At 59.8% G+C, this 21,175-nt stretch carries 17 protein-coding genes and 1 tRNA gene; 6 read left to right on the top strand and 12 right to left on the bottom strand.

What is annotated here, in order from left to right; genetic code table 11:
- Nucleotides 1-64: 64 nt before the first annotated feature.
- The gene (locus MHH62_RS02590; protein WP_339232385.1) at nt 65-1,636 is read left to right on the top strand and encodes an aldehyde dehydrogenase (NADP(+)); all 1,572 of its coding nucleotides are present in this window, start codon (nt 65-67) and stop codon (nt 1,634-1,636) included.
- A gap of 2 nt (nt 1,637-1,638) precedes the next feature.
- A complete protein-coding gene (locus tag MHH62_RS02585) occupies nt 1,639-2,886 on the top strand; it encodes an FAD-dependent oxidoreductase (protein ID WP_282399041.1) in 1,248 nt (415 codons plus the stop codon).
- A gap of 110 nt (nt 2,887-2,996) precedes the next feature.
- Here the strand turns inward: MHH62_RS02585 and MHH62_RS02580 are convergent, their stop codons facing one another.
- The 3 genes from MHH62_RS02580 to MHH62_RS02570 all read right to left on the bottom strand — a co-directional run bounded on the left by MHH62_RS02580 (nt 2,997) and on the right by MHH62_RS02570 (nt 5,906).
- Nucleotides 2,997-3,980: a GlxA family transcriptional regulator gene (locus MHH62_RS02580; RefSeq protein WP_019817121.1), complete on the bottom strand. Its 984-nt coding sequence runs from the start codon at nt 3,978-3,980 to the stop codon at nt 2,997-2,999.
- A gap of 756 nt (nt 3,981-4,736) precedes the next feature.
- Entirely contained in the window at nt 4,737-5,345 is a 609-nt protein-coding gene (locus MHH62_RS02575) for a LysE family translocator (RefSeq protein WP_034127532.1), read from the bottom strand.
- A 111-nt stretch (nt 5,346-5,456) separates the two neighbouring features.
- Complete coding sequence (locus MHH62_RS02570) at nt 5,457-5,906, bottom strand: helix-turn-helix domain-containing protein (RefSeq protein WP_019817122.1); 450 nt, start codon at nt 5,904-5,906, stop codon at nt 5,457-5,459.
- Between the two features lie 96 nt (nt 5,907-6,002).
- On the opposite strand from MHH62_RS02570, the gene MHH62_RS02565 reads away from it, so the two are divergent.
- Entirely contained in the window at nt 6,003-6,944 is a 942-nt protein-coding gene (locus tag MHH62_RS02565) for an aromatic alcohol reductase (RefSeq protein WP_339232384.1), read from the top strand.
- Between the two features lie 49 nt (nt 6,945-6,993).
- Here MHH62_RS02565 and MHH62_RS02560 read toward each other — a convergent pair whose 3' ends face one another.
- The 4 genes from MHH62_RS02560 to MHH62_RS02545 all read right to left on the bottom strand — a co-directional run bounded on the left by MHH62_RS02560 (nt 6,994) and on the right by MHH62_RS02545 (nt 11,011).
- Complete coding sequence (locus tag MHH62_RS02560; RefSeq protein WP_164692249.1) at nt 6,994-7,161, bottom strand: hypothetical protein; 168 nt, start codon at nt 7,159-7,161, stop codon at nt 6,994-6,996.
- Nucleotides 7,162-7,379: 218 nt separating this feature from the next.
- Nucleotides 7,380-8,099 (bottom strand): META and DUF4377 domain-containing protein, encoded by a 720-nt coding sequence (locus tag MHH62_RS02555; RefSeq protein WP_233085901.1) that lies wholly within the window; start codon nt 8,097-8,099, stop codon nt 7,380-7,382.
- 344 nt (nt 8,100-8,443) lie between these two features.
- Nucleotides 8,444-8,517: transfer RNA gene (locus MHH62_RS02550), tRNA-Cys, on the bottom strand.
- Nucleotides 8,518-8,731: 214 nt separating this feature from the next.
- Nucleotides 8,732-11,011: an acylase gene (locus MHH62_RS02545; protein WP_339232383.1), complete on the bottom strand. Its 2,280-nt coding sequence runs from the start codon at nt 11,009-11,011 to the stop codon at nt 8,732-8,734.
- Nucleotides 11,012-11,253: 242 nt separating this feature from the next.
- Between MHH62_RS02545 and MHH62_RS02540 the strand changes: the two genes are divergently transcribed.
- Nucleotides 11,254-11,634: a hypothetical protein gene (locus MHH62_RS02540; protein WP_019817127.1), complete on the top strand. Its 381-nt coding sequence runs from the start codon at nt 11,254-11,256 to the stop codon at nt 11,632-11,634.
- A 10-nt stretch (nt 11,635-11,644) separates the two neighbouring features.
- On the opposite strand, the gene MHH62_RS02535 is transcribed toward MHH62_RS02540, so the two are convergent.
- Entirely contained in the window at nt 11,645-11,839 is a 195-nt protein-coding gene (locus tag MHH62_RS02535) for a hypothetical protein (protein ID WP_014718591.1), read from the bottom strand.
- 172 nt (nt 11,840-12,011) lie between these two features.
- On the opposite strand from MHH62_RS02535, the gene MHH62_RS02530 reads away from it, so the two are divergent.
- Together MHH62_RS02530 and MHH62_RS02525 are read left to right on the top strand one after the other, a co-directional pair.
- On the top strand, nt 12,012-12,143 hold the full coding sequence (locus tag MHH62_RS02530) for a hypothetical protein (RefSeq protein WP_019817128.1): 132 nt from the start codon (nt 12,012-12,014) through the stop codon (nt 12,141-12,143).
- Between the two features lie 234 nt (nt 12,144-12,377).
- A complete protein-coding gene (locus MHH62_RS02525; RefSeq protein ID WP_339232382.1) occupies nt 12,378-17,297 on the top strand; it encodes a membrane-targeted effector domain-containing toxin in 4,920 nt (1,639 codons plus the stop codon).
- Between the two features lie 50 nt (nt 17,298-17,347).
- On the opposite strand, the gene MHH62_RS02520 is transcribed toward MHH62_RS02525, so the two are convergent.
- The 4 genes from MHH62_RS02520 to MHH62_RS02505 are packed head-to-tail and all read right to left on the bottom strand — an operon-like array spanning nt 17,348 to nt 21,153.
- The gene (locus MHH62_RS02520) at nt 17,348-18,109 is read right to left on the bottom strand and encodes an ABC transporter permease (protein ID WP_032902405.1); all 762 of its coding nucleotides are present in this window, start codon (nt 18,107-18,109) and stop codon (nt 17,348-17,350) included.
- Complete coding sequence (locus MHH62_RS02515) at nt 18,106-19,305, bottom strand: ABC transporter substrate-binding protein (RefSeq protein ID WP_019817131.1); 1,200 nt, start codon at nt 19,303-19,305, stop codon at nt 18,106-18,108. Before MHH62_RS02515 ends, MHH62_RS02520 begins: the two co-directional genes overlap by 4 nt.
- Nucleotides 19,292-20,095, bottom strand: coding sequence for an ABC transporter ATP-binding protein (locus tag MHH62_RS02510; RefSeq protein ID WP_014718595.1), 804 nt, complete (start codon nt 20,093-20,095; stop codon nt 19,292-19,294). The genes MHH62_RS02515 and MHH62_RS02510 overlap by 14 nt, the downstream gene beginning before the upstream one ends.
- Nucleotides 20,092-21,153, bottom strand: a complete 1,062-nt coding sequence (locus MHH62_RS02505; RefSeq protein ID WP_032902406.1) for an acyl-CoA dehydrogenase family protein — start codon at nt 21,151-21,153, stop codon at nt 20,092-20,094. Before MHH62_RS02505 ends, MHH62_RS02510 begins: the two co-directional genes overlap by 4 nt.
- Nucleotides 21,154-21,175: the final 22 nt, after the last annotated feature.

Here is a 21,175-nt window from a genome sequence, read left to right as displayed (position 1 = left end):
AAGCAAGCTTGCTCGCCACATAAGCTCGCGCCTACAACACCTCTTTTTGTTCCAGGATGTCCCCATGACTCTGACAGGCAAGATGCTGATCGGTCAGCAATCCGTTTGCGGCCATCGCGATGCGATCCGGGCCATCAACCCCGCCACCAACACCCCACTGGAACCCGCCTATGCCGGCGGGGATGAGCAGCACGTCGAACAGGCCTGCGCACTGGCTTGGCTCGCGTTCGACGCTTACCGCGAAACCACCTTGGCAGATCGCGCCGCGTTGCTTGAAACCATCGCCACCCACATCGAAGCCCTGGGTGATGAGTTGATCGAACGCGCCTGCGCCGAAACCGGCTTGCCTCGCGCACGCATTGAAGGTGAACGCGGCCGTACCTGCGGGCAACTGCGCGCTTTTGCCCGCACCGTGCGCCTGGGCGAATGGCTCGACGTGCGCGTCGATACCGCACAGCCCCAGCGCCAACCCCTGCCCCGCGCCGACCTGCGCCAGCGCCATATCGCCCTGGGCCCGGTAGCCGTGTTCGGAGCCAGCAACTTCCCTCTGGCCTTCTCAGTGGCGGGCGGCGATACCGCATCGGCCCTTGCCGCCGGTTGCCCGGTGATCGTCAAGGCGCATAACGCGCACCCCGGCACCAGCGAGCTGGTGGGCCGCGCCATCGCCCAGGCGGTTAAAGAGTGTGGCTTGCCGGAAGGTGTGTTTTCACTGCTCTACGGCGCGGGTAACGAGGTGGGTATCGCATTGGTGCGCGACCCGCGCATCAAGGCCGTAGGCTTCACGGGGTCGCGCAGTGGCGGTATCGCCCTGTGCCAAGCGGCGCAGGCACGCCCGGAGCCGATCCCGGTGTACGCGGAAATGAGCTCGATCAACCCGGTGTACCTGTTTCCTGCTGCGCTTGAAGCTCGGAGCGAAGCCTTGGCCGATGGGTTCGTCGCGTCGCTGACCCAAGGCGCCGGCCAGTTCTGTACCAACCCTGGCCTGGTGATCGCTCTGCAAGGCACCGCTCTGGACCGTTTTGTCCAGTCCGCCAGTGAGCGTCTCTCGCGTTGCCCGTCCCAGACCATGCTCACACCGGGTATTTTCAGCGCCTGCGAAACCGGCCTGAAGACCCTGGCCCAGCACGCCACCATAGCCGCCAAAGGCTTGCCAGCGACCGGGCCAAACCAGGGCCAGCCCCATCTGTTCGTGACCCAGGCCGAGGCGTTCCTGAACAATGAACACCTGCAAGCCGAAGTATTCGGCGCCGCCTCGCTGGTGGTGCAGTGCCGTGATGTCGAGCACATGCGCCAGGTGTCCGAACACCTGGAAGGCCAACTCACCGCCACCCTGCAGATGGATGACCACGACTTGCCACAGGCGCGGGCATTGCTGCCGGTGCTGGAGCGCAAGGCTGGGCGCCTGCTGGTGAACGGCTGGCCGACCGGCGTAGAAGTGTGCGACGCCATGGTGCATGGCGGGCCCTTTCCGGCGACTTCGGATGCGCGCAGTACCTCGGTGGGCACGGCGGCGATCCTGCGATTCCTGCGCCCGGTGTGTTACCAGGACGTCCCGGACGCCTTGCTGCCCACCGCGCTGCAGCACGACAACCCGCTGCGGTTGCGGCGCCTGCTCGACGGCCAGCGAGAAGCATGATCATGGCCGATCCCAAGCAAGCAGACATCGTAGTAGTCGGCGCCGGCATTATCGGCGTCGCCTGCGCCTTGCAGCTGGCACGCCAAGGCCGCCGAGTCGTCGTGCTCGACCCGCAGGCACCCGGCATGGGCGCCTCCTACGGCAACGCCGGCCACCTGGCAACGGAGCAGGTGTTCCCCATCGCCGACCTGTCGATCCTCAAGCGCTTGCCCGCCATGCTCCTGGACCCCATGGGCCCGCTGCGCCTGGACTGGACCTACCTGCCCCGCGCCCTGCCCTGGTTTATTCGCCTGCTGCTGAACCTGCGGCCAGTGCGTTATCAGCGCACCGTAGCCGGCCTTCGCGCGCTGAACGAAGGCAGCCTGGGCGCGTGGCAACGCTTGCTGCAATCGATTGGGCAAGCGCCATTGCTGCGTGAAGACGGTTCGCTGTTGGTGTATGAGCGCGCCGAATCCCGCGCTGCACTGGATGCAGTGCAGCAACGCTTGCGGCAACAAGGCGTCGCCGTGGACTTCTGGAGCGGCGATGCGGTGCGCAAGGCTGCGCCGCAACTGAGCGACGCCATACAAGGCGGGTTGTTCTTCCCCGCTACCGGACATTTTCTGGACCCGTACACGGTGGTTGGCGAACTGGTGAACGCGGCCAAGGCTGAGGGGGTGCAATTTCTTCAGCAGCGCGTTCTGGACGGACGCGTGGAGGGTAGCGGCGTTTCCCTGACGACCGACCAAGGCGTACTGACAGCGCAGCAAGTGCTGATCGCCTGCGGCGCCCACTCGGCCAAACTCACCGCAGCTCTCACCGGCAAACAGGTGCCGCTGGACACCGAACGCGGTTACCACCTGATGCTGCCCCACGAACAACAGCGCCTGCCATTCGCGGTCACTTCGTGGGAACGCAAATTCATCATGACGCCCATGACCGGTGGCCTACGCCTGGCCGGCACGGTCGAATTCGCCGGCCTCGACCGCCCGGCCAATATGCAACGGGCCTGGCAGTTGCACCGGTTGAGCAAAGGGCTGTTCCAACACGACTTGAGCGACAGCGAAGCCACGCCCTGGATGGGGTTTCGCCCTTCCCTGCCCGACTCGCTGCCGATCATTGACCGGGTGTGCGAAGGCAAAGTGCTGCTTGCATTTGGTCACCAGCATTTGGGACTGACACAAGCGGCGGTGACGGCCGAGCGGGTTGGGCAGCTTGCTGCGGGTGAGCGGGTGCCGCAATTGCACCTCTACCGCCTGGAGCGATTCTGAGAATACCGAGAACCCAATGTGGGAGCTGTCGAGCCCCAGCGAGGCTGCGAAGGGATCGCCGCGCAGCCCCTGAAGCACCGCAGAGTCTGTATCGCCCAGGGCTCGACCTGCTACTTGACCAACCGCTTCTCCTTGGAGGGGCGATAGCCGAAATACGCGCTGTAGCATTTGCTGAAATGGCTCGGCGAGACAAACCCGCACGCCACCAGCACATCCACCTGTGACAACTCGGTGTGCTGCAACAGGCGTCGCGCTTCAGTGACGCGCAATTCCATGTAGTAGCGTTGCGGCGTGGTACCCAGTTGTTCCTTGAACAGGCGCTCCAGCTGGCGGCGGGAACGGCCGGCGTAGACGGCGAGCTGATCGAGTTCCAGGGGCTCTTCGAGGTTGGCGTCCATCAGCTTCACCACCTCGCGCAGCGGCGCGCTGACACAGATGTTTTCGGTGGGTTTGATGCGGCGGTAGCGCGATTCTTCGAACGCCAGAATATCTTCGATGCCTTCGACCAAGGCTTTGCCATGCAGGCTCTTGATCCAGTCCAGGGCCATATGGAAAGCCCCCGAGGGGCTGGACGCGGTGAGGCGGTCGCGGTCGATGACGTAGGGTTCGCTGGTGACCTGCGCCGCCTTGGACACTTCGGCCAGTGCCGGCCGATGCTCGGGATGGATGGCACAGCGATAACCCTGCAGCAGCCCCGCACGCCCGAGGAACCACGAGCCGTTCCACAAACCGGCGAGGCGCACGCCCGCTTCACCCGCACTGCGCAGCCATTGGATAAATGGCTCGCTGGCCTTGAGTTCGGTACGAAAACCACCGCAGATCACCAATAGGTCCAAGTCCTGCAAGGTCGTCAGCATCAGGTTCGCATCCGGGCGAATGACCAGGCCCAGGTCGCTGATGACTTCGCCCTCACCCCAGCCGAAGGTGCGCGTAGCGAACAGATCAGGGCGCAACAGATTGGCAGTCACCAGCGTATCGAGGGTCTGGGTAAAGGCCGGCAAGGAGAAGTGTTCGAGCAGCAGGAAACCGACACGGGTGACCGAGGTTGATTGCTGGGGGTTATCACTGAGGTAGCGCAGGTTCTTGCCTTGCATGCCACCGCTGAACTGGCGTCTTTCCATCGAGGGTCGGCCCACGCTTATTGTTGTGCAGTGGGCGCTATCTTAGGGGCAAATGCAGTGGCTGTCTCAGGTGACGCTCAAGGCGGGTAGCGGCCATTGCACTGATCTTGATAAAAACTGTTCGCTTCAAAAGCCACGGCCCAGGCGCTGCGCGCTGATCTGATACGGTTTTTTCTTTTCAATCTGCGCCTGTATTGAAAACCGCTTGAGGCGGACAATAGCCCCATCCCGACATTCCTGTCGTCCCCTTCCCCTCGGAGGCCTTATGACCAAGATGGCAATTTTCCTGTTTGGCTTTTTGGTGTTGACCATTGGCATCGGCATGTTGGCGACCATCTCACCGGTCTAAGCCCGCATCAACGTGGCGAGGGAGCTTGCTCCCGTGACGGCCTCATACCCGACGCCCCACGATCCAACTGTGGGAGCTGGCTTGCCTGCGATGACGGCCTGACAGCCGACGCCTATCTACCTGACACCCCGCGATCAAACTGTGGGAGCGGGCTTGCTCGCGAAGGCGGCCTGACAGCCGACACAATTGGATTGTGTGCATATCCATCGCTGCGGTAACGGCCACTTAGGGTTCCGCCTGACGGCGGGTCACTTTGGAAAAGAGCCGGAATGCCGGCCCAGCCCAAAGTAACCAAAGGGCTCTTGCCCCACCCCTCGGCACCTCGCCTTGGCTCGGTGTGCCCGAACGCAGGCTTCGCATCGTGGTTACCTACGCCCGCCTCAGCCCACAAACAGCATCGGATACAGCGACAGCACCAACAGCCCGGCCATGGACCAGTTGAACATCCGTAACCAGCGCGGCTCGCGCAGCAAGTTACGCAAACCGCTGCCACACCCCACCCACACGCACACACTCGGCAGGTTGACCACTGCAAACACCAGGGCGATCACCAGCACATTGGTGACATAACCCTCGGCCGGCGTGTAGGTGGTAATCGCCCCCAACGCCATGATCCAGGCTTTGGGATTGACCCACTGGAAGGCCGCCGCACCGAGGAAGGTCATCGGCTTGCCGTGTTCATCCGGGTTGTCAGACATGCCGCCCGCATTGGCAATCTTCCACGCCAGGTACAACAAATACGCGGCGCCGACATAACGCAACAGCGTGTAAGCCCACGGGAACAGCTTGAACACCTCGCCCAAGCCCAGCCCCACACAGATCACCAACAGCATGAAGCCGATACTGATCCCCAGTGCATGGGGCATCGAACGGCGAAAGCCGAAATTCACGCCTGAGGCCAGCAACATGGTGTTGTTGGGCCCCGGGGTGATCGAAGAGACAAAAGCGAACAGCACGAAAGCTGATAACAGGCTGGTAGACATGATCATGGCGCGGCATCCAAGCGGTGGTGATGTGCCTGCGACAGTAGTGGGTTATGGCGCGCTGCGCCCCGTACAGCTAGGGGTGGATCGAGGCATACACTTGCACAGCCTAAGCGCTTACCGAGACGCGTCGGGAACCGGTGTGGGAACCTGCCATGCCGGTTTTTTGCCCTCCTGACTGTCGAACATACGCCGCGCCTTGCGAAAGTCCTCCACGTTTTCGACCACCCAGGTCCAGACAGGCGACATGCGAATCAAAAGCTCCCTGCCCAGGGGCGTCAGCTCGTACTCGACGCGTGGCGGAATCTCACCGAACTCGCGTCGAACCAAAAAACCATCGCGCTCCATGGCGCGTAGGGTCTTGGTCAACATGCGCTGAGTCACACCCGTCATCTGCCGTTTTATCTCGGCATGACGCATCGCACCGTACACACCCAAGGCATGCAGGATGCCCAATGACCAGCGGCTACCGGCGTGAGCCAGGACTTCACGCCTGACGCCATCGTCTTCTTCCCTGAGCGACTGGCAGATAATTTCTGCCTGGCTGAGCGTTTCATGATCGGTCATTTCTACCCCTGGTATCACACGTGTGCCTTCTTATGAGCGCTGCCGAATCGTGCCAGCATGGGCTCATCTTATCGCCAACAGGTCTGCGGAGAAATCATGCCTGAAATGCCCCCACTTCCCTCTCAATCGATCCTCGTTCTAGGCGCCGGCGAACTCGGCCTGCCGGTTTTGCGCAACCTGGCGCGTGAGGCCAAACGCGCGCCCGGTTCCACTATTAGCGTGCTGCTCAGGGAATCGACCATCAACACGCAAATGCCCGAAAAAAAGGCAGAGGTCGACGAGCTGCGCAGCCTGGGCATCCAGATGGTCGCCGCAGACTTGGTGAACGACTCAATCGATCAACTTGCCAAGGTCTTCGCACGCTTCGATACCGTGATCGGCTGCGCAGGCATGGTCGCGGGCCGAGAAACCCCGATGAAGCTGGCGACCGCCGCGCTCAAGTCCGGCGTGAATCGCTACTTCCCCTGGCAGTTTGGCGTGGATTTCGAAGTGATTGGCCGGGGCAGCCCCCAGGATCTGTTCGATGCCCAACTGGATGTGCGTGAGTTGCTGCGCGCCCAGGACAACACTGAATGGGTCATCATCTCGACAGGCATGTTCACCAGCTTCCTGTTCGAGCCGGTGTTCGAGGTCGTCGACTTCGACAACAACACAGTGAACGCCCTGGGCAGCCTCGAGAACAGCGTGACGCTCACGACACCGGACGACATCGGTACGCTGACAGCGCAAATCGTGTTCTTCGAACCGCGCATGCGCAATCAGATTGTCTATCTCGCCGGCGACACCGTCACGTATGGGCAGGTTGCGAGTATGCTGGAGCGCGTTCTGGATCGCCCGTTCAAACGCAACGTGTGGACGGTTGATTATCTCATGCAGGCACTGGAAAAAGACCCCACGCACCACATCAAGAAGTACCGTGCTGTATTCGCACAAGGCAAAGGTGTGGCCTGGCCTAAGGCGGCCACGTTCAACGAGCAACAATCGATTCCTGTCACCACTGCTGAGCAGTGGGCTCGGGAAAACCTTGCAGTCCATTGAAACCGGACGCTGAAGCCAGCCGTAAAGGCTGGCACGGGTGAAGGGACGGTTAGCGGCTCTGAGCTTCACGCTGCTGGCCAGAAACATGTTGTTTTTTTACATGCTTACGCGACTTTAGCTCGTATTGATGGTGAATAAACCAGGCGATCAACAATAACCCAGTGACGCCAAAAACCAAGACCAACAGCTCTAGTGCGGTACCTTCGTGTGAAAACATTTTTCGTTCCTCGTCCTGAAGCCGTGTGACCTAAAAAACAGACACACCGAAATTGTTTGTAATAATTCAAACATTTTCAGGGTAGTCGGCAAAAGCTCAGGTGACAACCCCCGTTCGAACCAGAACCCTTGATCTAGACATGTCACTCGTCGAAAAAACGCATAAATCACAGGCAATAAAAAACCCCGTAGACGCTGATCTACGGGGTTTGCGCAAGCTTACTTGCTGCCAGAAGCGTCCTGCTCGACCACCATATCCAACACGTAGACCGTCGAAGGCGCATCCGCTGGCGGATTCTTCCATTCGTACTGTTTGACCCGCAGCACAGTGCGCACGCCGTCATGATGCACAAAGCCTTCGATAGGCTGGTACAGCGGATGCCAGGTGTCTTGGGTCGCCAGTTGCAGGCCCGCGTCGTCATAACGACGCTCGCGCACTTGGAGGCACTGATAATCTGGAATCAAAGGATGGCTGCACTTGACCGTCTTGGCCGCCACTTCCAGAAACTTGACCTCACCCTCGCTACCGTAGCGGGTCTGCGGGGTGGCCTCGCCTTGCAGCTTGAGCACCGAGCCATCCGCTGTCGTCAGTTGCAGCATCGGCGCCACGTTATCGCCGGTGATCACAGCGCGCAGCTCACCCTTGAACAGCCGCCCTACCTGGGCATCAAGGTCCATCAGGCTCTTGTCACAGGCCATCAGCGTAGAGGCCAGTGGCTGAACCTTCAGAACCCCGTCCTGATAGTGAAAGCCGCCGAACTGACGATTGCAGCCACCGCTGATGCTCAGGTTCTTGTCACCGAAGGCAACGCGCAACTTGCGCTCGATGCCTTTGTTCATCGCCACAAGAGGCTTGCCCGACGCGTCCGTTGCCGAGACCAGGTTCCAGTCGTAAGCGGATAAGGTTGGCTGGGCTACAGCTGCTGAGGTAGTAGGCATTGAAGGTGATTCTTCATGGCTTTTGGAAGGGGCGGCACAGCCTTGGATGAGTGCAGCACACACGGCTACAAGAAGAATTTTTTGTTTCATGGGTCACTCTGTCAGCTTTGATGAGTGCGGGCGTTATCTTGCGCTGGCAGGATAAGCGCGCGGCTAAACCGGCATGAGGAGGTCGCTTGAGGCCTTACTGAGCGTAGACCCAATGCGCGCTTGGCGGACCTCGTCCTTGGCCGATAGCAATCGGACATCATTTGTTTGGTTCAGTTTCACGAGGCGTTGGAAGTGCAGGCAAATCCCAGACAATAAAAAACCCCGTAGACGCTAATCTACGGGGTTTCTAAGAGTGGAGGCCGAGGTCGGAATCGAACCGGCGTAGGCGGATTTGCAATCCGCTGCATAACCATTTTGCTACTCGGCCTCAAACGATCAATGCCCTTGTTGCTGACATTCACCGCATACAAACTTGAGTGGGCTACGTGATGCCTGCCTCTACTCTAAACCATTGAATACATTGAAGTTTTTAATGCTTCATTGCGTTCGATGGGCGCCATTATGTACTCATTTGCCTAGGCCTGCAACCCCTTGATTTCAAAAAATATTCTGCCTTGGCATCAAGGGGTTGCGCGTCTGCCCTACTCCTTCACTGTTTGGATTTGGTAGTGCGGGTCGGCCTTGATCTGGGCTTCGGTGAAGGGCAACGGGTGCAGTTTTTTCTCGGAGAAGGCTTGGGTCTGGTCCTTTGAATAAGCGGACGCCGGGTTGCTGGACTCGGAGAATGCCAGGACGCCGACTGCGTTGGGGCCTTTGTCGTCGAAGCTGACGATTTGCAGGTAGCTGGTGCCGCTGACGACTTCGCGTTTGCCGTCGGCGCGGGGCACGGTTTGCATGGCGTTGTAGATGCCCACTTCTTGCGGGCCGCCGTGGATGGGGGTTTGGCCGGAGACTTGGATATCGCCCCAGCGGGTCTGCCCCAGTTTGCTGACCTCAGCGCTGGAGGCCAGCATGGCTTCCAGCAGGGCCTTGGCGACAGGGGCGCGGTCAATGGCGAGGCCGCTTGGGGTGGTCAGTGGATGGGCCGGGTCGAAGGCCACGCGCCAGGCATCGGGGATTTGCTGCAGGTGTTGCATCAGGTTGATGAAGTGCACCAGGCCCACGCCGCTGTCGAGGTTGGCGCGCTGGTCCCAGTTTTTCAGGCTGGTGCACAGCGGTTGTAGCGCGTTGGCGTCGGTGCCGAGTTGGTTGGCGCAGAATGTCAGCAAGTCGGGCATGACCTGGCCCGCCAGGTACACCTCGTTGTCCATGACCATGTCTTGCAGGTCGGTGACGCTGATCGGCTGCTGCTCAAGGGCTTGCAGGCGCTGGAGCGCGAAGCGCGCACGCGGGCCGAGGCCGATGTTGTCCTGGCTGATCACCGGCGAAAAGCCCGTTAGCGGCGCCTTGGGGTTGGCCATCCAGGCGGAATCGTTGGAGTGTTGCACGTAGTCGGTGCGTTGCAGTTGGGGCAACTGGTCGGCCGGGAAGATACCGGGCTGGGCCGCGCGCGGGTCGATATCCCAGGCGCAGGCGCTGTGGGCGCCGTCAAGCATAATCATTTGCAGGCCGGCCCGTGGGTCGCTGCATGTTGCCAGTTTAGCGGCGCTGACGTTGGGCACCACCGACAGGTTCATGTACAGGCTCTGGCCCTGGTCATCGGCGGCCAGGGTGTTGACCCAGGGGATGCCTTGCAGGGTATGCACCGAGCTTTGCAGTTCCTTGAGGCTGCTGGCGCGGTTCATGGCGTACCACTGTTGCAGCACCCGGTCGTTGCCCAGGTTGGCGTCGCGCAGGCTGAAGGCGTAGTGGCTGTCCCAGTCGAGCTTGCCCGGCCATTGCACCACGGGGCCGAACTGCGAACTGTAGACGTTGTGGGACACGGCCTTGAGGCTGCCGTCAGCTTGCTTGACCTGGACTGTTACGGCCGTTTTTTCCAGTGGGATGGACTTGCCGTCCAGCAGATAACGGGTGGCGTCCTTGGGGTCGAGGGTCAAGCGGTACAGGGTGAAGTGTTTGGAGGTGTCGACGGTGTGGGTCCACGCCACATGCTGGTTGAAACCGATGTTCACCACGGGCAGCCCTGGCAATGCGGCGCCCATCACATCCAGCTGGCCAGGGATGGTCAGGTGCATCTGGTAAAAACGCATGCCGCCCAGCCAAGGAAAATGCGGGTTGGCCAGCAGCATGCCACGGCCATTGAATGAGCGGTCACGGCCCACGGCGACGGCATTGCTGCCTCGGTCCAGCGTGAAGCGTTGCTGGTTGGCCGCGGCCAGTGCAAAGCCTTTGGCGTCGGATTGGACATCGGCGGTGGCTTGGGGTGGTGTTGCCCCGACCAGGGCTTCGGCGAATTGGCCGACGCCCCCTTCCACCAATAGCCTGCGGGTCAACTTGACCAGGTCTTGGACTACCAAGGGCCGTACCCACGCGGCCTGGCAATGCGCGGGTGCGCCCTGCTCCTTGAGGTAACGGTTGTAGCCGGCCACGTACCCTTCGAGGCGCTGTTGCATCTGCGGGCTCTGGGCTTTCCAGAATGCCGCCACTGCCTCGGGGGTATTCAACCAATTGAAGAACACATCGCTGGCGAGGTTGTTGCGCTCTTGCAGGGTCGCTTGGTCCGGCCCGAAAAACTTGGCGCGCTCGCCATTGACCGTGACCACTTCATTGGCCAGCAAGCACAGGTTGTCCTGGGCATAGGCGTACCCCATACCCACCCCCAGGCCACGCTCGTCAAAGGCGCGAATATGCGGCACGCCATAACTGGTACGCCGGATATCCGCCGACGCCTGCGTAACTTGCTCCCGTGCCGATACGGCCAGGCTCAACCCCAGCAACAGCCCTGCCACGCCCACTCTGGACAACCCGTTGGAAATAATCACGCCGACTCCACAGTCAAATTGAACACCCTCACAAGGGATGGTTACCCCACCGTAAGAACGCAAATCGACCGGAATAATTTAGCCGCACAAGGCTGTATATCGTCAGCGCTTGAAAGGTGACAAATCTGATACCGACAAATTTTCTACATTCATCGTTTCATGATTTGCCTCACTCGTTCGTCTTATTACTCAAGAGCACCATCTTTTCCTGATCAGGCTCTGAAAAGAAAAGGAGTTTTTGCATGTATAACCCGCAAGTGCCCACGGATGGACATTCAAAGGCCACCGATACTCACTTTGGCAACGATACACAGGCGTTCGGCAACGCGCCCGAACAGCAAGGCAACCAGCGCATACGCCACTTACTCAAGTGTTTCGGTTTGCGCACCAGCCTGATTCGACTGAAGGTCATCGACGCCCTCCTCACCGCTGCCGCCAACCAGCGCACCCTCGGGGTACGCGGCGTGCACAGCCACCTGCTGGAGCTGGGCATTCCGTTGTCGTTTCTCAGCGTGCGCGAGGTACTCAAGCGTCTGTGCAGCGAGGGTGTGATCACCCTGAACGCCGACAAGAGCTACAGCCTCCATGAAGAGGCTGCCAAGGTACTCGAAGGTCGTGCCTGACTGACACGCGTCAGAAGTTAGGCTTGACCTTGCGGCGCATGATGCCGTTGATCACCACGACGACCACGGCAATCGCGATGGCCAGGTACTGGAAGGTTTTCTCGCTGATCACGCCAGTGTTCTGCAGATAAGACAGGCCGAACATCGCGCCCAGTACAGCCAGGGCAATCAGAAGCGAGTATTTCAAGCGTTGCTTTTGGGTCATGACGAATTCCTGGACCTGAAGGATGTATCCACTGTGTATCGCCGCGCATGCCAAGCACATACCCAACTACGGGGATGGCACGGCGTCGGCGGGGTCTTATGTTACAGGCGATGAACAGATTTGGCTTGTCCTACGCCTGACAGACCTTTGAAGCCCCTTGGAGAATTGTGAAATGCTTCGACGACTCATCCTGCTGGTTCCCTTGATGATCATGCTGAGCCTGGGCGGTTGTTTCTTCTTCCCGCGCGGCGGTGGCTGGCATGATCGCCACGATGATGGCGGCCGAGTTTACGAACGTCGCTGATCCCCTCGGGAGTACTCGCCCTAACGAGCTGCCCCTGCGTGCTCACTGTGTGCAGCAAGCCCACTTTCCCCGTGTTGCTGCACCGACGCGTTACATATTCGTTAATAACATTTCCCAGGGCGCCTTCGGAACCTCCCGACGCTCTCATCCCAATCATTCGAGGCCCAAACAAGGAAGAATCATCCCTCGGATTATCATCAGGACGCGTGGGCCAATGCCATTGGAATAACTCACTTGATTTCAGGTATCGCCCACCATCGCCTGCGCCGAAACGTCTCCAGCGATGAAATCGCCGCTCCTGCCCACACCCGTTCGATGCCAGGGACGGTCCAGACGATAGCCGTTCCGGACGTGGATGCGATCACGCCGGTCAGTGCGATTCGTTCTGACCTGATCAAGGGCCTTCAAATAACTGATCAACGCTTGTTGCTCAATCAATACCAACAACTCAACCAGGACATCCAGGCACTGCTGCTGCGCCAGCCGACGCTCAGCAGTGTTATCGAGCAGCAATTGAATCGCAGCTTCGGTACTACACCGCCTGTAGACGCCTCGTCACTGTATGTGCATCGCTATCACACTGATGAACACGGCCAACGCACATTAATCTCGGTGCAGAGCATCACCGAAGCCCTGTTCAACGCACTGCGCCAGCTCAAGGCACCTCCCGGCGCCCAGGCCTCGACCAGTACTGCCAGCACGGAAGTCGGCTTCTACACCAGCGCCTCGCCAAGCGAAAGCAGCCAGCAATTGCACGCTCGCGACACCCTCCTTTCGATTGCACAAACCATCGAAAAAGAACTGCCCCTGAGCCTTTCCCGATTCTGGACCGAGCCACGCACGGGCGAACCCAACCCCGAGTCACCCCAGAACGAATTGCTCAGTATCCACCGAGAGATGCTGTCCACCCTCGCCGCCTTGGGCGTGGAAGACGGTGCGTTAACGCCCGCCGCCAAATCATTGATCGACAAGGCGCTTGAGTATCCAACCCTGCAGGCTCGGGAAAGCGCGATGAAGGATGGCGAAAGGCCCGGTGTCTACCCGCTCAAATTGGATACCCCAAGCCCAGAGGGCAGCCTGCTGGCAGGGGGCTTCCTGATCACCAGCAGCGATGGATCGTCGGCGACACGCCCATTCAGTAGCGCACAGACAGACCGCACCTTACTTCCTGGCCAACAGCAAGGCCTGACGGTGCTCTACACACCTCGCGATGGCTACGAAACATTCGACAGCCCGGCCAAGGCACTTGCGACCTTGCGTCAACGCATTAATGACGACCCCGAAGCCGCAGCGCAGCTACTGCAGAGTTTGCCGGTGGAGGTTCAAAACGGCTTGAAGAATGACTGGAAAAATCACTTGAGCCAGGACCTCTCCCCAGTGACCGGCGACGTCATTGCCACAGGCGTGCCGCAGTTGCTGGAGCGCCAGCGGCATCAGGTGAGTAACGCACTGCAAGCGTTGTATGAGTCGAACAACGTTGAGCCGACGCTTGTCGACCCGTGGGGGCATCTTCTGACTGAGACGGGCCTGCCTGAGGCTGCCGACCTGGGACCGCATTTCGACGGCAACAGCGCCCTGTTGGCGCGTGCGCAATGGCTGGACGAGCGCGCGAACAGCATCGACGCGCGCCAGGCATTGGATCAACGCCTGGGTGATCAGAAAAACTGGCGATACCTTGCGCAAAAACTCAACGAGTCTGCCCAGGCCTTGCCGCAAAGCCCGACAGAACGTGAGGTGTCGGCCCTGCTGAAAAATACGCCGATGAATATCGCGCCAGACTCAGCCCATTACCAAGCCTACATACGGACACCTGGCATGTCCGTAAGCCTCGAAGCCTTCCTGCTTGAAAACGGCGTGCCATTGCCCAAGACCGTGGTCGACTTGCTGGCCTTGGCGCAAAGCGCAAAAGCACGCGCACAGCAACACCCCTTGGGCAACTTCGCAGGGGGCCTGTCCTGGCCGATCCCCTTGGATGTCAGCCAACAAGACACGCTGCGCACGGCCGCCGTCGAACATGCCAACAGCGATCCCGACTTACCGCAGGGGAATCCCAAGCGCGGCGTACTGGAACATCTGGGTAGAAACCTGAGTTTCTCCGAGCAGGCACTGGCGGACCCGGTCAAGGTGCTCGAAACCCTGATCAGCTCCAAGGATGGCCAGGCTCTCGGCCAAGCCATGCAAACCAAAATGAATGGTATCGCCACCGACACCAGCGCAAACGACTATGCCCTGGCGGCGATCCAATTGATGCTGGACCCCGAGTCGTTGACGGCGCCTGTGCGAAACCATGTGGCGGGTTTCGACCTGGCGCAGAAAAGTCATTGGGGCAAACCGCTTTCGACCATCACCAACAGCCTGCGCCAACACTTGATTGACACGGGGCGCGAATCCCCTGAGCTCGCTGGCGCGGCTGCACATCTGTTACTCAGACGCACTGCGCCGCAATTGCTGGTCAAGGACATTCCTGATTCGGTAGTTTACGGCAGCGCCGCGTGGGCGAACCTTTGCATTGCAGTAGCCGCCATTGAAGCCAAGACTCCAGGCCGCGTGGCCGCCCTGTCTTATGCCGAAGTGATGATCACCGCCGACACTGCTGGCGCCGTGCCCGCCTCTGCGCAAGCCGCAGTGATGTTGGATTGGGCCGTGGCCAATGACATTCTTCCAGCGAAAGACGATGCCCTGTATCAGCCAGCCGACCTGGAAAAAGCCCAGGCGCTGTTCAAAGCACAACTCGATACGCTGATAGAAGCCTCATCGCTCATCGGCGGGAGTTTTCCAAGCCGTAAACACATGGCGCTGGACCTCCTCGTGAAGACATTCGGCCCTGGCATGGACTTCGAGCTCAAGATGTTCTCCAAATACAATGGCGATACGCCCAGCGCGCCGCGCTCACTGGTGGAAATCGTCATGGAAGAACGGGTCATGGAGGGTCGCTGGGTACTCACGAAAGAAAATACCGGCGTGGACCTTGATGCGGTTATTGCCTTCACCCACAGCGCGCCATTCAATATTCAACGAGCGTTTGAGGATGCCTTTTCTACCGCCTTGGACAATCATAAGACCGTTAAAAAAACAGCTCTCCTCAACGCGCTCAGCAACCTGCCGCCCGAAGACAGAAAAAACTTGACCCAGGGCAAGCTCAATTATTTTCAAGAAAAAAGTTACAAGGTGGGCATGATCCCTTTCGAAGGTGACACCTTGTTTCACACCAGCCCTACGGTACTGGTCACCGCGCAAAACAATGGACAAACCACCACCTATGAGTTCGATACGGTAAACGGCGTTATCCGAAGCCGGGGCAACCGAAAAACACCGGCGGCCCCTGTCAAGTTCTCCAACGAGATAATCAGGGAAGAGCCATTTTATCCGGACAGAGACAACGTCAAGATCGTTGACAGCGGGCAATCGATTCTCGCAAGTATCCCGGCCAACCCTGTGCCGTTTTCATGGATCGACCTGGGTGATTTGAAGGAAAGCAAGCTGGATCGCGAACAGCCCTCCACGGCACCCCAGCCGTATATGTTCCTGAACCCACGCACTCACCATATCGCCGACTCCGTGCTCAAGGCGTTGGACCTGGACAATCCCGCCATCAAGAAAGCCGCTGCGGGGACCACGACCTTTGAGCGTAATCATGAAAAGCTGACGAACTTCAAAGAGTTTTTGCTCGACCTTATTCCCTTCCGTTCCGCAATCGTCAATTTCATGGACGGCAACTACGGCGAGGGGATCACTGACGTCACCCTGGATATTTTCGGTTTGGTCACCGCCGGCATCGGTTTGGCGGCCAAACTCGGAAAAGTACTGGGTACGGCTGGGTCAGCCGTGAGCAAGGCGCTCAAGGCAACGAAAATCATGGTGCCAGCCCTGCTCAAGGAGTTGAACCCGTTAAACGGCGTGGGTGATCTGCTAAAGGGCTCGGGTAAACTCATTTACGAAAGCGTTGAAGCGATAGCTGGTGCGGTGCCATCCCTGAAGGGAAGCGCAAGCCACGAAGCGCTGATCAGCGCCGCAAGCCGCTACGAGGCAGCGGCAACCGGGACCTTCAAGGTGGGCAACCAGCGGGTTCATGGCTCTGCCGTCAAACACAACGGTAAATGGTACCCCTACGATGTGCATAAGCAGGAGGCTTACGGTGCGCCTCAAGCTTTTGATCCTGCGCATACGCTGATGCCACCCTCACCCCATGCTGACTTTTCCCCTCGGGGGCACATGAACGCTCGGCAAAACACGCGATTTCAACCCTACAAAAGACCCACCCCAAAAGCGCCGAACATCAATGGACACACGCCGACGATCGTAAACAAAACCGATCATCTGGACGCCATCAAAGACGAATACGTAAAACATATTAAAGGCGCCCCCAACGAAGGCCACTTCACACCCAGCCGAAGGCAACCGACACAAGAGCGGTTCAACGCAGAAATGGATGCTTTCCATCAAAAACTGGACCCGTTGAACCCACAAAATCGCCCCATAATTCCAGAAACGAAACCTTACGAGACAGTGCCCGACCTGATCGAGAAAGCCTTGGACAATTCGGACGTGGTGGTATTCGGGGAGAGTCACCAGCATTTGGCCATGTTCCGCGAAATTGACGCAAGCATCGACCTGTTCAAGCGCAAAAATGTAAAGGTGGTCGGCATTGAAGGTGTCGTCTATGACAACAATGGACTACTCAAGGACGATGGCATGGGCCATACAGGCCACGGTTTGCGGCCCGCCCACCCTCAATTCAATCTGCAGACGTTGATCAGAAAATTCAAGGATGCCGGAATAGAAGTCGTGCCCCTTGACCACTTTTATCTGACACGCCACCGGCATGACCGTAAGGCCTACACGACGCTAAGCGAAACCGAACGAAACCTGAAAAGACTCAAAGAGTTCAACTACTACGCCGCACGCGTCATTGAACAACACAAGCATAAGGGTAAAGTGATCGCCTTGGTGGGCCGCCAACACATCAACTCCACTCAAGGCGTCACCGGCTTGGCTGAGGCGACCGGAGGCATTGGCATCGGTGTTTACGAACGAACAGGCATGAAGGTGGGCTACGGCACGAACTCCACGGATGCCAAACCGGGCCCGCTGGGTACCCTGAACGCTGACAACGATCTGGCGGGAGATCTGCAAATCTTTTCGCCAGCAACCTGATAACACGCTAAATAGTTGCCTGCGTAGCACGCAGGCAACGTTCGAGCCCATCAGCCGCCATGCACCCACCGTTGGTGCAACCAACGCGCTAACGCATCCAGCGCAAACCCCAGCACCCCAATCACCACCACCATCGCCATCAACTCCGAATACGCCAGGCGATCACGCGTATCGAGGATGTAATACCCCAGTCCCGCACTGACCCCAAGCATTTCGCAGGGCACCAGTACGATCCACAGGATGCCGATGGCCAGGCGCACGCCGGTCAGCACATGGCCGACGACGCCAGGAATGATCACCCGACGCAATGTCTCCCAACGCGTCGCGCTCAAGCTCTTGCTCAACTGCAACCAGCGCGGGTCGAGCTGACGCACGCCCGCTGCGGTGTTGAGCATGATCGGCCAGACAGCGGCAAAGGCCAGAAGGAAGTAGATAGGCTGATCGCCCACGCCCATCAGCATCACCACGATCGGCATCCAGGACAGTGGTGAAATCATCCGCAGAAACTGGAACGCCGGCGTGGTCGCCGCCTCTAGGTTACGCGAACTGCCCACCAGCAACCCGAGGGGTACGCCTACCAACAACGCGATAAACAGCCCGACGAAAATACGCTTCAGGCTTACGGCGATATGCAGGTACAACTCACCCCGCCCGAGCAATTCCCACAAGCTGCTGGCGGTGGCCTCCAGGGAAAAGCGCGCCGATAGGCCATCAGCCTCGCCGAACACGTTCACGCCCAGCCACCACAACACCAACAAACCCGCCAAGCCAATCAGCCCCAGCCACCAGCCGGGGATTCTGCTGTTGTTCAAACGCCGATCTCCTCGTGCCGCTCATAACCATCCGGCAAACCGAAGGTCTGCATGCCACCCACGGCTTCGATCGCGTTGCGCACGAAGCGGTCGTCCACCAGGTCCTTGGCCACGAAGGCAGGGTCCAGGCCTGCGAGAAACTTCTTGTCGCCTTCGATCAAGGTGTCCTTCAAGCGCCGCACCAGTTCTTCGGTGTAGCTGGGGAACGGGTACGGTTGGAAGTCGATGCGGTGCTCGTCCCAGTTGGCGTGCTGGATCGCGCCGTCGGCCACGTAGGAGGCGCGGTCGCTGGCCGCCGGCGCCAGGACTTTGCTCAACACCGGCTCGGCATGGGGCGTGTAACGGTTCGGGCCATCCTTGGACAGCAGCTTCACTGCCTCTTCACGGTTGTCGCGGGTCCACACCTGGGCCTTGACGATGGCGTTCACCACCTTCTGCGACCACTCCGGACGGTTGGCCAGGTCGTGCTCGTGCATGAACACCACGCAGCAGGCATGGTTTCGCCACACGTCACCCGTGAAGCGTTGCACGCGACCGACCTTGAGGTTTTCTGCCAAGGCATTGAACGGCTCGGCGACGATGTAGCCGTCGATGCGTTTGCTCGCCAAAGCCGGAGGCATGTCCGAGGGCGGCAACACGATCAGGTTGACCTCATTGGCAGCAATCGAACTGCCGGTGGCGCGGGTGACCGGCGTGAGGCCGTTATCGCGGAACAGTTGCTGCACCACCACGTTATGGATCGAGTACCAGAACGGAATCGCCACCGACTTACCGCCCAGTTGCTTCACGTCGGTAATGCCAGGGGATACGGTCAAGCCCGAACCGCCCACATGGTTCCATGCCACGACTTTGGCCGGGACCTTACTGGCGTAGCGCGCCCATACGGTCATTGGCGACAGCAGGTGTATCACGTTGACCTGGCCGGAGATAAACGCCTCGATCACCTGGGCCCAGCTACGCAACAACACCGGGCGCTCGGCCTTGATGCCTTCGGCTTCGAACAGGCCGTTGTTGTGGGCAACCAGCAGTGGCGTGGCGTCAGTGATGGGCAAGTAGCCGATGCGGACCGGCGCGTCGGGCTCATTGGCGGCGCGCGCCTGCAGGCTGCTCAACAGGGGCAAGGCGCCCGCGGCACTGAGCACGGCAGAGAGCTTGAGAAAGTCACGGCGCGAGTGGGTCAGGTCATCCAGACACATGGGTAAACTCCTGTTGTTCAAGGGGGTTGGGTTGAGGGCGGCTCGCCTGCCGTAAGGTTTTCAAAATCTCGATACGCAGCGCGCCAATGGCCTCGACCTGCTCTTCCCGAGGGTGCGGCAGGTCGATAGCCCACTCGCCCAACGTCCGCGCCGGGCGGTTACCCAGTAGCAGGATGCGGTCCGACAGCAACAGCGCTTCGTCGATGTCGTGGGTGATCAATACGGCCGCCGAGCCTTGCTCACGATTGACCTTGAGCAACAGGTGCTGCATATCGGCGCGAGTCACTTCATCGAGCGCGCCGAAGGGCTCGTCGAGCAGTAACACTTGTGGCTGACGCGCCAGGCAGCGGGCCAGTGCCGTGCGCTGTGCCATGCCACCGGACAATTGCGCCGGGAACTGCTGACGCGCAGGCTCCAGCCCCACCGCTGCAATGGCGTGGTCAACACGACGGCGGCGTTCTTCACCACTCAAGTGCGGTTGGCGAGCGAAATCCAGGCCGAAGGCAACGTTTTTTTCCAGGGTCAGCCAAGGCAACAGGCTCGGGTCTTGAAAAGCCACCACCACGCGCGGATGCGGGCCGCTCAACGGCTCGCCCAATACTTGCACGCGGCCAGCCTGAGGTGCCTGCAAGCCGGCTAGCACGCGCAGCAGGCTGGATTTGCCCACGCCGCTCGGGCCCAGAATCGACACCACTTCACCCGGTTGCAAGTGCAAGTCGAAGCCTTGCAACACCGGCCCGCTGCCATACCCCAGGCAAATGCCCTGGGCCGTCAATACCGCCTGGCTCATAGATTGGCCTGGCGGTGGAGCTCGGTACGCAGTTGCACCAGGCTGGGCGTTACGATCGGTACAAAGGCCGACTCGCGCCAGCGCCGGGCAAAGCCGCTGCCGTGGGCGGTCAGGTAGGCCTTGCCACCGCTGGCTTGCAGTTCAAGCTGCACAGCGCTGGCGGCGGTTTCGGCCAGCGCGATACGCAGCTTGAACAGCGGTATCGGCTCGGCGGTAAAGCGCCCGGCCAACAGCCCGCTTTTAAGCTCGTTGACCAGATGATCCAGGGTCACGCGCAGGGCTTCCAACTCGTCGCGCAACACGGTGCGACTGGCGCCCAAATGGTGGGCTACTTCAGCCAGGGAACGCCGCGCCAAACCAATCGACATGCCGCACTGCAAGCCTAGAAACGCCGGGCGTACCGCCGGTAAAAACTTGCGCGCATCCTCGTGCAGCAACCATTCGCGACTCAGCTCCACGCCTTCCAGGCCAAGCGCTGCGGTGTTGCTCGATTGCAGCCCGAGCAGCTCCAGGTCGCGGGAGCGCTGCAACCCGGCCACCGAATCCGGAATCGCCAGGATAAATGGCGCGCCGCCCCCTGCATGCTCGATGGCCGCCGCAGCGACAAAGCCATTCTTGCGCAAGTTGGTCACCCAGTGCAGGCGACCGTTGAGGGTCCAACCGTGGTCGTTGGGCTCGGCGCTGATCTGCAACGACTCGATACCCGACAGAAACTTCATCGCATTCGACAGCCCGGTGGCCCCAGCCAACTTGCCGCTGAGCAGGTCAGGCATCAGTTGCTCGCGCAGACGCTGATTGGGACTCTGCAGCAAGTACTCGATAAACGAGCGCTGGCCCCAGCACACAAACGCCGCCGCCAGGGAATGGCTAGCTACATTGGCGATGGCCTCGACCGCACCCGCCACGTCACCGCCCAGGCCGCCCAACTGGGTGGGTACACCGATTTTCAGAATATTGGCTTCTGCCAGCCGCGGCAGCACTTCCTGTGGATCGCAACTGCCCACGTCCAGGGCCTGCGCTTGAACATCGAGCCAACGGCTCAAGATTGGGTCAAGCATTCATGTTTCTCCTTTTACAGCG

The sequence above is a fragment of the Pseudomonas sp. FSL L8-0168 genome (assembly GCF_037976155.1).
In the GTDB taxonomy this organism is placed as follows: Bacteria; Pseudomonadota; Gammaproteobacteria; order Pseudomonadales; family Pseudomonadaceae; genus Aquipseudomonas; species Aquipseudomonas paracarnis.
This window is presented reverse-complemented; position numbering and strand designations above follow the sequence as displayed.